Source organism: Streptomyces sp. NPDC048612 (genome assembly GCF_043199295.1).
Taxonomy (GTDB): domain Bacteria; phylum Actinomycetota; class Actinomycetes; order Streptomycetales; family Streptomycetaceae; genus Streptomyces.
On sequence record NZ_JBICVV010000008.1, the window covers coordinates 262539 to 274296 of the forward strand.

Sequence of the window (11758 nt, forward strand, 5' to 3'; positions counted from 1 at the left end):
GACGGCGCCCCGCGGCCCGCCGGAGCCGTACGGATGCACCTGCCGAAGGTCCTGGCGCCGCATGACCTAGGTCATGCCCGCTCCGGTCGCCCGCCCCTGATTCCCCGCCCGCGCGCTCCCTACGGTGGAGTCATCCGATCCCGTCTCGGGCCGCCGACCCGGCCTTTCGTGAACGGACGAACCGCACATGCTGGAACCGCACACCCCCGCGACCTGGCACATCACGCTGCCGCGCGGCGTGACCGCCGTCCCCATCGCCCGTGCCATGGTCCGCACCGCCATGCAGGACCTCCGGGCGACGGCCGACCGGACCACCGCACAACTGCTGACCGCCGAACTGGTCACCAACGTCCTCAAGCACACGCACGGGGCCGGCCCCATCGAGCTGGTGGTGGAGCTGCGGCCGGCGGGCTGCCGCATCGAGGTGCACGACGACAACCCCTCGCTCGTCGAGGGCCTCGGCGATCCGCTCCCGCTCACGGAACCGGGCACCCCGGTGACGGCGACGGCACCGGCCGCTCTCCCACCGGTCTTCACGGCCGACGGACCCGGCCCGGCCGACAGCCACGTACCGGCACAGCGCGCGGAGGCCCCCGGGCGGGAGGGGCGATCCGGGGACGAGCCGGACGGCGGCAAGGGGGACGGGGACGCCCCGGACGGCGGGCGCGGGGCGGAGAGCGCGCACGGGCCGGAGGACAGGCACGACGAGGACGGTGGCGGGGCCGACCGGGGCGGCTCGGAGGAGGCCAACGGGCAAGAGGCGGCCGACAGGGGCGAGGGCGCCGACGGCCACGAGGGCCCCGGTCCCGCCGCCCTCGCCGGCCACGACCCGGACACCGCCGACGGGGCTCACGCCACGGACGACACCGACGCCGAGGCCGACCTCGACACCCCGTCCCCCGCCGCCCCCGGCTGCGGTGAGCACGACGGACGGGGGCTGCTGCTGATCCGGGCCCTCAGTGCGGCCTCCGGGTGCCGGCCGACGCCGCGTGGCAAGGCGGTCTGGTTCACCCTTCCCGAGCTGCGGCGCCCGCGCCGACGCTGACGCCGGGCGCGGTGGTCGTTTCGCCCTCGGCCGTGTCGGCCTCGTTCACCGGAGGCCGGGGCGTCGCGCCGAGCCGCGAGTGACGGCGGCCGTAGCACGCGTAGACCAGCGCACCGGCCACCAGGAACCCGGCGAACTGCAGCCAGGTCGCCGGGCCGGTGCCGTACATCAGGTAGAGGCAGAAGCCGATGCCGAGCACCGGGCTGACCGGGAAGAGCGGGACGCGGAAGCGGCGCGACAGGCCGGGGTGGGTGCGGCGGAGCAGCAGCACGCTCAGGTTGACCACGGCCATCACGGCCAGTGTCCCGATGGTGGACAGGTTCATCACCGCGTCCAGGGGGACGACCGCGGCCGGCACGGCGAAGACGGCCGTGACGATCCAGGTGTTGGCGGCGGGGGTGGACGTCCGGGGCGAGACCCGCTCGAAGATCCGCGGGACCAGTCCGTCGCGGGACATCGACATCAGGATGCGGGTCTGGCCGTACAGGACCGCGAGGACCACCGAGGCGATGGCGACGACGGCACCGAACGCGATGACCCCGCCGCCGAGCGCCGAGTGGGTGACGTGGTTGACGATCAGCGACAGCGCGGCGGGCCGGCCGGCGACCTGGTCGGCGGAGAGCGCGCCGATGGCGGAGACCGCGACCAGGCAGTACAGGACGGTGACCACGCCGAGGGACACCATGATCGCGAGGGGGATGTTCCGCCGCGGGTCCCTGACCTCCTCACCGGCCGTGGTGATCGCGTCGAAGCCGATGTAGGAGAAGAACGCGAGCGAGGCGCCCGAGGTGATGCCGGCGACACCCTCCGAGGCGAACGGCGTCAGGTTGCCGGCCTGGAATGCGCTGAGGCCGATCACGCAGAACAGCACCAGGATCGCGAGCTTCAGCACGGCCATCGCGGCGGTCGCGCGGGCGCTCTCCCGGATGCCGCGGACCAGCAGCAGCGCGGCGAGCACCATGACGACGACGGCCGGGATGTTGATGATCCCGCCGTCGCCGGGCGGCTGGGAGAGTGCGGCGGGCAGCTGCCAGCCGATCAGGCTGCCGAGCAGCTCGTTGAGGTACTGGCCCCAGCCGACGGCGACCGCCGAGACCGAGATGCCGTATTCGAGCAGCAGGCACCAGCCGACGAGGAAGGCGATGCGCTCGCCGAGGGTGGCGTAGGCGTACGAGTAGGCGCTGCCGGACACCGGTATCGCGCCGCCCAGTTCCGCGAAGGAGAAGGCGGTGAAGACGCAGGTGACGGCCGCCAGCGCGAAGGAGACGAGGACGGCGGGGCCGGCCTCGGCGACGGTGTCGGACAGGCCGACGAAGATGCCGGTGCCGACGATGGCGCCGACGCCGAAGCAGATGAGCTGGAAGAGCCCCATGCTGCGCCGGAGGCCGTTGCCTTCGAGGTCCGCGCCGGATTCGGCGACGAGGAGGTCGGGCGACTTGATACGCAGTCCGGACGGACGGCGGGCGGGCGGGCGCACGGTGGTTCTCTCTCTGGTGGTGCGGTGCGCGCGGCGGGGGTGGGCCACGCACGGAGCGGGGTCCGGACCGGTGGGTCCGAACCCCGCGAGCGCTCGATGGTAACCGCCGGCGCCGAATGATCGCCCGGCCGCACACAGGGCTGTGCGCTGCCCGTTCCGTCCGCCCGGCGGCGGACGCCTCTAGCGGCCCAGCGTCGCGACCAGCACCGCCTTGATCGTGTGCATCCGGTTCTCCGCCTCGTCGAAGACGACGGAGTGCGCGGACTCGAAGACCTCGTCGGTGACCTCCAGTGACGAGAGTCCGTGCCGGGCGTGGATCTCCCGGCCGACCGCCGTACCCAGGTCGTGGTACGCGGGCAGGCAGTGCAAGAACCTCACCTCCGGCTTGCCGGTGGCGCGCAGCACGTCCATCGTGACGGCGTACGGCGCGAGCAGCGCGATCCGCTCGTCCCAGACCTCCTTGGGCTCCCCCATGGAGACCCAGACGTCGGTCGTCACGAAGTCCGCACCGCGCACGCCCTCGGCCACGTCCTCGGTGAGCGTGACGCGGGCCCCGCTGGTCTCCGCCAGCCGCCGCGCCTCGGCGACCACCGCCTCCTCGGGCCACAGCTGCCGGGGGGCCACGATCCGTACGTCCATACCGAGCAGGGCGCCGGTGACGAGGTAGGAGTTGCCCATGTTGTTGCGGGCGTCGCCGAGGTAGGCGAAGGCGGTCTCCGCCAGGGGGCGGCCCCCGCCGTGCTCGACCATGGTCAGGACGTCGGCGAGCATCTGGGTCGGGTGCCAGTCGTCGGTCAGCCCGTTGAAGACCGGCACCCCGGCGTACGCGGCCAGCTCCTCGACGTCGGACTGGCGGCTGCCGCGGAACTCGATGCCGTCGAACATCCGGCCCAGGACCCGGGCGGTGTCCTTCACCGACTCCTTGTGCCCGATCTGCGAGCCGGACGGGTCGAGGTAGGTGGTGGAGGCACCCTGGTCCGCGGCCGCGACCTCGAAGGAGCAACGGGTCCGGGTCGAGGTCTTCTCGAAGATCAGGGCGATGTTCCTGCCCTGGAGGCGGGGGACCTCGGTGCCGGCCCGCTTGGCCGCTTTCAGCTCGGCCGCCAGGTCGATCAGTCGGCGGAACTCCTCGGCGCTGAAGTCCAGCTCCTTGAGGAAGTGGCGGCCCGTGAGGTCTATCGCCATGGGTGGGCTCCTGCTTTCGCGGCGGTCGGAACGGACTCGGACCCTGGAATTATATACGAACACTCGTATCCCTATACGGGCCGCTCGGTGCCGTACGGGCCGGTGCCCGGTCCCCCGCGGAGTACCGGTCACGCTCAGGCTGCCCCGGACACCGCGTCCCTCGCCACCGGACAGCTCATACAGCGCGGCCCGCCGCGGCCGCGCCCCAGCTCGCTCCCCGGGATCGTGATCACCTCGATGCCGCGCTTGCGGAGGAAGGTGTTCGTGGTGACGTTCCGCTCGTACGCCACCACCACGCCCGGCTCCACCGCCAGCACGTTGCAGCCGTCGTCCCACTGCTCACGCTCCGCCGAGTGCACGTCCTGGGTCGCGGTCAGCACCCGGATGTCCGACAGGCCCAGCGAAGCCGCTATGGCGCGGTGCATGTGCTCCGGCGGATGGTCGGTGACCTTGAGGTCCTGCTCGCCCGAGCCCGGCTCGATGGTGTACGAGCGGAGCATCCCCAGCCCCTCGTACTGGGTGAAGGTATCGCCGTCGATCATCGTCATGACGGTGTCCAGGTGCATGAACGCGCGGCGCTTGGGCATGTCGAGCGCCACGATGGTGCGCGCCGAACCCGCCGCGAACAGCCCCCGTGCCAGCAGCTCGACGGCCTGTGGCGTGGTCCGCTCGCTCATCCCGATCAGGACCGCGCCGCTGCCCATCACCAGGACGTCACCGCCCTCGATCGTCGAGGGGAAGTCCGCCTGCCCCTCGGACCAGACGTGGAAGCCCGCGTCGCGGAAGAGCGGATGGTGGCGGTAGATCGCCTCGTAGTGCACGGTCTCGCGCTGCCGGGCGGGCCAGCGCATCGAGTTGATGGACACCCCGTCGTAGATCCAGGCGGAGGTGTCGCGGGTGAAGAGGTGGTTGGGCAGCGGGCCCAGCAGGAAGTCGTCCAGGTCCATCACATGGAAGCGCACCGAGACCGGCTCGGCGTGCCGCTCCAGGAACTCCCGCTTGGTCATGCCGCCGACCAGCGCCTCGACCAGCTCCGCCACCGGCATCTCGTCGAAGGCCGCCCGGAGATGATCGGTCGCCAGCGGCCCGTATTCCTTCTCGTCGAAGACCCGGTCGAGGACGAGCCGGCGGGCCTCGGGGATCTGGAGGCTCTCGGCGAGCAGGTCCCCGAAGAGGTGCACTTCCACGCCACGGTCCCGGAGCACATCCGCGAACCCGTCGTGCTCGGCCCGCGCCCGGCGCACCCACAGCACGTCGTCGAAGAGCAAGGCGTCCTTGTTCGAGGGCGTGAGCCGCTTCAGCTCCAGATCGGGGCGGTGCAGGATGACCCGGCGCAGTCGCCCGGCCTCGGAGTCGACTTGGAATCCCATCCACCCATCTTGGCCGTTCGGACGGCCCGGCGGAGGGAGTCGGGCGATGTTGGTCCGGTCCGGCCGGAACGGCCGGGGCCGGGAGGGGAGCGACGGTCCGTCCTCTCCCCAGGGACGTCCCTCCCCTCCCGGCCCGTTCTACAGCCGCGGGTCCACCGGCTCCGACTCCAGCGCGAGCACCGCGAAGACCGCCTCGTGGACCCGCCACAGCGGTTCGCCGTCCGCCATCCGGTCGAGCGCCTCCAGGCCGAGCGCGTACTCCCGCAGGGCCAGCGAGCGCTTGTGCCCCAGGTGACGGACGCGCAGCCGCCGGAGGTTCTCCGGGCGGGTGTACTCCGGCCCGTAGATGATCCGCAGGTACTCGCGGCCACGGCACTTGATGCCCGGCTGGACGAGCCGCCCGTCGGCCTGCCGGAGCAGCGGCTGCACCGGCTTGACCACCATGCCCTCGCCGCCGTCCGCGGTCAGCTCCTGCCACCAGGCGACACCGGCCGCGACCGAGGACTCGTCCTCGGTGTCGACGAGGAGCCGCCGGGTCGTGGCGAGCAGCCCCGGGCGGTCCGGGGCGCCGCCGTCCCGGGCCGCCACCGCGCTCTCGGCCGCGATCAGCCGGTCCAGCAGGGCGAGCTGGTCGGTGTGCGGCAGCCCGGCGAGGCTGCGGCCCCGCACCGCGAGGATCTGGAACGGCGCGAGCCGGATGCCGTCCAGCGCGCCGAGCCCGGCGCCGTCCGGCTCCTGCGGTCCCTCGCCGTCCGCCGTCCCCGCCCCCACGCGCCAGCAGTAGCGCCGGTACGCCTCCGTGAACGCGGCCGCGTCCGCCGCCCGGTCCCGCTGCCGGTCGAGCAGCGGCGACACCTCGACGCCGCGGGCGGCCGCCGCCTCCAGCGCGCCGAGCACACCGGGGAACGCCGCCCCGGACGCCGCGCCCACCGCCGCGTACTGCCGGCGCAGCAGCCCCGTCGCCTTCAGGGACCAGGGCATCAGCTCGGCGTCCAGCAGCAGCCAGTCGGTCTCCAGCCCGTCCCACAGACCGGCCTCCTCGGCGCAGTCCCTGACCCGCCGCAGAATCCGTTCGGTCGCCTCCGGGTCGTCGAAGAACGGCCGGCCCGTACGGGTGTACAGGGCGCCCGACACCCCCTTCGGCACGCCGAAGAGCTCCCCGGCCACGCTCTCGTCGCGGCACACCAGGGCCACGGCGCGGGACCCCATGTGCTTCTCCTCGCACACCACTTCCCGCACCCCGTCGGCCCGGTAGCCGGCGAACGCCTCCGCGGGGTGCTCCAGATACCCCTCCTCCGACGAGGTCGCGCAGGGCGCCATGGTCGGCGGGAGGTACGGCAGCAGCCGCGGGTCGATCGCGAAGCGGCTCATCACCTCCAGCGCGGCCGCGGCGTTCTCCTCCTTGACGGCGAGCCGGCCCATGGAGCGGGTCTCCACGATCCGCCGCCCGGTCACATCGTTCAGGTCGAGCGGGCGGCCGTCCGCCCCGCCGGGCGCCTCCGTCGCGAGCGGCTTCGTGGGCTCGTACCAGACCCGCTCCGCCGGGACGTCCACCAGCTCGCGCTCGGGCCAGCGCAGCGCGGTCATCGCGCCGCCGAAGACACAGCCGGTGTCCAGGCAGAGGGTGTTGTTGAGCCAGTTGGCGCGCGGGGTGGGGGTGTGGCCGTAGACGACGGCGGCGCGGCCGCGGTAGTCCTCGGCCCAGGGGTAGCGCACCGGCAGGCCGAACTCGTCGGTCTCACCGGTCGTGTCGCCGTACAGCGCGAAGGAGCGCACCCGTCCCGACGTCCGGCCGTGGTACTTCTCCGGCAGCCCGGCGTGGCACACCACGAGACCGCCGCCGTCCAGGACGTAGTGGCTGACCAGGCCGCGGAGGAACTCCCCGACCTCGGTGCGGAACGCGGCGTCCTCCTTCTCCAGCTGCTCCACGGTCTCGGCGAGCCCATGGGTGTGCTGGACCTTGCGGCCCTTGAGGTAGCGGCCGAGCTTGTTCTCGTGGTTGCCCGGCACGCACAGCGCGTGCCCGGCCCCGACCATGCCCATCACCAGCCGCAGCACTCCGGGGCTGTCCGGCCCGCGGTCGACGAGGTCGCCGACGAAGACCGCCGTACGGCCCTCCGGGTGCACCGCGTCCACCGGCCGGCCGCGCTCGTCGCGGACCAGCGCGTAGCCCAGCTTGCCGAGCAGGGTCTCCAGCTCGGAACGGCAGCCGTGGATGTCGCCGACGATGTCGAACGGGCCGGTGAGATGGCGCAGGTCGTTGAACCGCCGCTCGGTGACGATCTCGGCGGCCTCCGCCTCCTCCGGGCCCCGCAGCACATGCACCTTGCGGAATCCCTCCCGCTCCAAGTGGCGCAGGGAACGGCGGAGTTCACGCTGGTGGCGCTGGATGACCCGGCGGGGCAGCCCGACCCGGTCGGCGCGCGCGGCGTTGCGGGCGGCGCAGACCTGCTCGGGCATGTCCAGCACGATCGCCACCGGCAGGACGTCGTGCTCCCGCGCCAGCCGCACCAGCTGGGTGCGCGCCTCGGACTGCACATTGGTGGCGTCCACGACCGTCAGCCGCCCGGCGGCCAGCCGTTTGCCCGCGATGTAGTGCAGGACGTCGAAGGCGTCACCGCTGGCGCTCTGGTCGTTCTCGTCGTCGCTGACCAGCCCGCGGCAGACGTCGGAGGAGAGCACCTCGGTCGGCCGGAAGTGCCGGGCGGCGAAGGTGGACTTGCCGGAGCCGGTGGCGCCGATCAGCACCACGAGCGAGAGATCGGGCACGGCGAGGGTACGCGCGGCCGGCCCGGCCACGGACCGCTCCCCGTCCTCCTGACGGGCACCGCCCTCCGGCCGGTCCTGCTGCGCCTGCCGGCTCCTCCGGCCGTTCTCCGTACGGTCGTCGTCCGTCATGCCACGGCCTCCTTCCCGCTCCTCGAAGCGCCGCTGTCCGCCGCGCTGTTGTCCTCTCCGGTTTCCCCGCTTCCCCGGCCGCCGTCCCGGGGACCACCGCTCTCGTCGCCGAGCCTGCGGAAGTGCGCGAGCTGGGTGGGCGGGCCGACCTCGGGGTCGTCCGGGCCCACCGGGCCGAAGTCCACCTCGTAGCCGTGCCGGGCGGCCACCGCGCGCGCCCACTGCCGGAACTCCTCCCGGGTCCACTCGAAGCGGTGGTCCGCATGCCGCACCTGGCCGGCCGGCAGCGACTCCCAGCGCACGTTGTACTCGACGTTCGGTGTCGTCACCACGACCGTGCGCGGCCTGGCCGACCCGAACACCGCGTACTCCAGCGCCGGCAGCCGCACCGGATCGACATGCTCGACGACCTCGCTGAGCACCGCCGCGTCATACCCCGTCAGCCGGCTGTCGGTGTATGCCAGCGATCCCTGGACGAGCCGTACGCGGTCCGCCTGGCGCTCGGGCATCCGGTCCAGCCGCAGCCTGCGCCGCGCCTCGTGCAGCGCCCGCATCGACACATCCACGCCGACGACCTCGGTGAACCGCCCCTCCTTGAGCAGCGCACCGATCAACTGGCCCTGCCCGCAGCCCAGGTCGAGCACCCGCGCCGCCCCTGCCGAGCGCAGCGCCGCGAGGATCGCCTCCCGCCGCCGCTCGGCGAGCGGCACCGGCCGCTCCTCGGTGTCCGCCTCCTCGTCCACCGCGTTGTCCAGCTCCTCGGCGGCCACGTCGTCCGACTCGGCGAGCCGTTCCAACTCCAGCCGCTCCATGGCCCGGCGGGTCAGCGACCAGCGCCGCGCGAGATAGCGGCCGACGATCACCCGCTGCTCCGGGTGGCCCTCCAGCCAGCCCTCGCCCGCCCGCAGCAGCTTGTCGACCTCATCGGGCGCGACCCAGTAGTGCTTGGCGTCATCCAGCACCGGCAGCAGCACATACAGATGCCGCAGCGCCTCGGCGACCGACCGCTCCCCTTCCAGGACGAGCCGGACGTAGCGCGAGTCGCCCCACTCCGGGAACGTCGCGTCCAGCGCCACCGACTCGGCCCGCACCGTCCAGCCCAGCGGCCGGAACAGCTTCTCCACCAGCTCCGGGCCGCCCCGGGCGGGCAGCACCGGCACCTCGATACGCAGCGGCATCGCCCGCTCCACCAGCTCGGGGCGGGCCGTGCACTGCCCCTTCATCGCGCTCGCGAAGACGCTCCGCAGCGCCACCGCCAGCAGCGAGGAGGCCGCGTACGGCCGGTCGTTCACATACTGCCCGAGCGCCGAATCCGGAGTGCCGCCACGGCCCTTGCCGCGGCTGCGGCGGACGAGGGCGATCGGGTCGACCTCCAGCAGCAGCGCGGCCGTACACCGTTGCGCGTCGGCCTCCGGGTAGAGGACATGCGCGGTGCCGTGCGACGTCGAGAACTGCTGCGCCTTGTCGGGATGCTTGTGCAGCAGGAATCCGAGGTCGGTCGCGGGACGTTCGGCGCTGCCGGTGGTGGTTATCGTCAGGAACACGCGTCCGAGTATTGCCGCACGGCCGCCCGATCCCCACCGGATTTCCGGCAGCGCCGCCGGCCTCAGCCCATCTGCGACTGCACCTGCGCCGAGATCAGCTCAAGGTGGTCCAGATCGTCCAGGTCCAGCATCTGCAGGTAGACACGGGACGCGCCGATCGCGGCATAGCGGCCGATCTTGTCGACCACCTCGGCGGGCGAGCCCGCCAGGCCGTTGGCCTTCAGTTCATCCACGTCGCGCCCGATGGCCGCGGCCCGTCGCGCCACCTCGGCGTCGTTCCTCCCCACGCAGACCACCAGGGCGTTGGAGTACACCAGCTCGTCGCCCTTCCGCCCGGCGGCCTCGGCGGCCGCCCGCACCCGTCCGAACTGGCGCTCACTGTCTTCGAGCGAGGCGAAGGGGATGTTGAACTCATCGGCGTACTGCGCCGCCAGCCGTGGCGTACGCGTCGCACCGTGTCCGCCGACCAGCACCGGCACCTTGCCCTGGGCGGGCTTGGGAAGCGCGGGCGAATTCTCCAGCCGGTAGTAGGTCCCGTCGTAGCTGAACTCCTCTCCTGTGCCGGTGGCCCAGAGGCCGGTGACGATCGCCAGCTGCTCCTCCAGCCGCGCGAACTTCTCCTTGGGGAACGGAATGCCGTACGCCTTGTGCTCCTCCTCGAACCAGCCCGCCCCGAGGCCCAGTTCGACCCGGCCACCGGACATCTGGTCGACCTGGGCCACCTGGATGGCCAGCACACCCGGCAGCCGGAAGGTGCCTGCCGTCATCAGCGTCCCGAGACGGATGCGCCGGGTCTCCCGCGCGAGGCCGGCCAGCGTGATCCAGGCATCGGTCGGGCCCGGCAGCCCGTCGGCCTGCCCCATCCGCAGATAGTGGTCCGACCGGAAGAACGCGTCGAATCCAAGATCCTCGGTGGCCTTGGCGACCTTCAGCAGAGTCTCGTAGGACGCCCCCTGCTGGGGCTCGGTGAAGATTCGTAGGTCCATACCTCCATCCTGCACTCCGGACGACCCCCCAACCGCCGGAGAGCGGCGCAGTTCAGCGGGCTGTCGGTGGGGGTGCGTATGCGGGGCTGAGCATCGGGGCGGGCGGGGTGGTCGGGGTAGTCGGGGTGTTTTGGGTGGGCCGTTCGGGCTTGCGGCGGGCGGGAGCTGGGGCGGCATGCGGGGCGTAGTTGGTGATGGCCGTTGACGGTGGTGTTGGTGGGGGCCGCATAGAGATGCGATGGGGCGCAGGTGGCATGAGCGGCGTGCGGGCCGAGGCAGTGCAGAGGGTGGACAGCCAGGGCCATAGGCGGGGCAGGGGCGCGCGGCGCGCGCTGGGCCGTCAGGTCGTGCGGGGCAGGGTGGATCAGCAGTGGCATCCCCAGGGGCGTCCGCGACAGCGGCGTCCGCGACGGCTCGGCCGTGCCGTCGGGGTGTCCGGGGTTTCGCGGGTGTCGGGGTGCTGGGCACGAGCGCTCTCGGCCCGCGGTCGGTGCGTTACCGCTCGGGGCGTGGAAGCCGCGTGGCCGCGGTCGGTTCGGCGGGGTTCCGCTCAGGCGGGATTCCGGTCGCGCACCTCCAGCTTCTCCAGTATTCCGGCCACGCGGTCTCTCGACTCATCGACCGTGTCCATCGCCTCGACGCACGTCCAGTACATCCCGTCCTCGTCCGCCAGCAGCACCACGGCCACCAGCGCCTCGCACACCTCTCTCAGCAGCCGGCACAGGCCGGTCAACGCCGCCTTGGCATCGCGCACTTCGGACAGCTGAGCCGCCCGCAGCCCGCCGGTGACCGACGCCGGGCACAGCAGTCCCCCGCTGAACCGCCCGCCCGCGTCGCCCAGCCCCTGGGCCCTGGACCGCACTTCGTACGGCCCGAATATCGCGAGATGGCTGCCGACCGCCTCCGCCAGGGCCTGCGCCTGCCATGCCTCGACGATCACTCCCTGCACCGTGTTCGCCTCCGCCAGACCGCGCCGGCTTGCCGCGATGATCCGCACCGCGTCCATTCGCTCCCTCCTTTCCTCTCCATTCGCATGCACCCTGCACCCTTCTCACTACCCAGAGTGAAGGTGAACACCCAAAAAAGCCAGGGGAATTCGCAAATCTGTGGACAAGCAAGGCGGTGTGGAAAGATCCACCACTCCGGAGAGTGACAAGCCACGGCTACGGCCCCGCTCCCTCCCCTCCCGTCCCAGCACCCCCACGCCTCACACGACGGGCACATGCCACGTGAAACCCCCGAAGCGGCGCCGG

General features: G+C 72.5%; 8 protein-coding genes. 1 reads left to right on the plus strand and 7 read right to left on the minus strand.

Features of this window, described 5'->3' with window-relative positions; all coding sequences use genetic code 11:
* Positions 1-187 precede the first annotated feature (187 nt).
* Complete coding sequence (locus ACGFN2_RS15500) at positions 188-1045, plus strand: hypothetical protein (protein WP_393360527.1); 858 nt, start codon at positions 188-190, stop codon at positions 1043-1045.
* Here the strand turns inward: ACGFN2_RS15500 and ACGFN2_RS15505 are convergent.
* From ACGFN2_RS15505 to ACGFN2_RS15535, 7 genes are all read right to left on the minus strand, one after another.
* Positions 1008-2522, minus strand: a complete 1515-nt coding sequence (locus tag ACGFN2_RS15505) for an amino acid permease (protein ID WP_393360530.1) — start codon at positions 2520-2522, stop codon at positions 1008-1010. The two genes, ACGFN2_RS15500 and ACGFN2_RS15505, sit on opposite strands and share 38 nt — an antisense overlap.
* A 180-nt stretch (positions 2523-2702) precedes the next feature.
* Positions 2703-3707, minus strand: a complete 1005-nt coding sequence (gene argF, locus ACGFN2_RS15510; protein ID WP_362607268.1) for an ornithine carbamoyltransferase — start codon at positions 3705-3707, stop codon at positions 2703-2705.
* Between the two features lie 134 nt (positions 3708-3841).
* Positions 3842-5077 carry an arginine deiminase gene (locus ACGFN2_RS15515; protein ID WP_393360532.1) on the minus strand — a complete coding sequence of 412 codons (1236 nt, stop codon included), beginning with the start codon at positions 5075-5077 and terminating at the stop codon, positions 3842-3844.
* Between the two features lie 138 nt (positions 5078-5215).
* Positions 5216-7975 carry a polynucleotide kinase-phosphatase gene (locus tag ACGFN2_RS15520; protein WP_393360534.1) on the minus strand — a complete coding sequence of 920 codons (2760 nt, stop codon included), beginning with the start codon at positions 7973-7975 and terminating at the stop codon, positions 5216-5218.
* The gene (locus ACGFN2_RS15525) at positions 7972-9519 is read right to left on the minus strand and encodes a 3' terminal RNA ribose 2'-O-methyltransferase Hen1 (protein WP_393360536.1); all 1548 of its coding nucleotides are present in this window, start codon (positions 9517-9519) and stop codon (positions 7972-7974) included. Before ACGFN2_RS15525 ends, ACGFN2_RS15520 begins: the two co-directional genes overlap by 4 nt.
* A gap of 62 nt (positions 9520-9581) precedes the next feature.
* Entirely contained in the window at positions 9582-10505 is a 924-nt protein-coding gene (locus ACGFN2_RS15530) for an LLM class F420-dependent oxidoreductase (protein ID WP_362607275.1), read from the minus strand.
* A gap of 550 nt (positions 10506-11055) precedes the next feature.
* The gene (locus tag ACGFN2_RS15535) at positions 11056-11511 is read right to left on the minus strand and encodes a DUF6099 family protein (protein ID WP_362607276.1); all 456 of its coding nucleotides are present in this window, start codon (positions 11509-11511) and stop codon (positions 11056-11058) included.
* Positions 11512-11758: the final 247 nt, after the last annotated feature.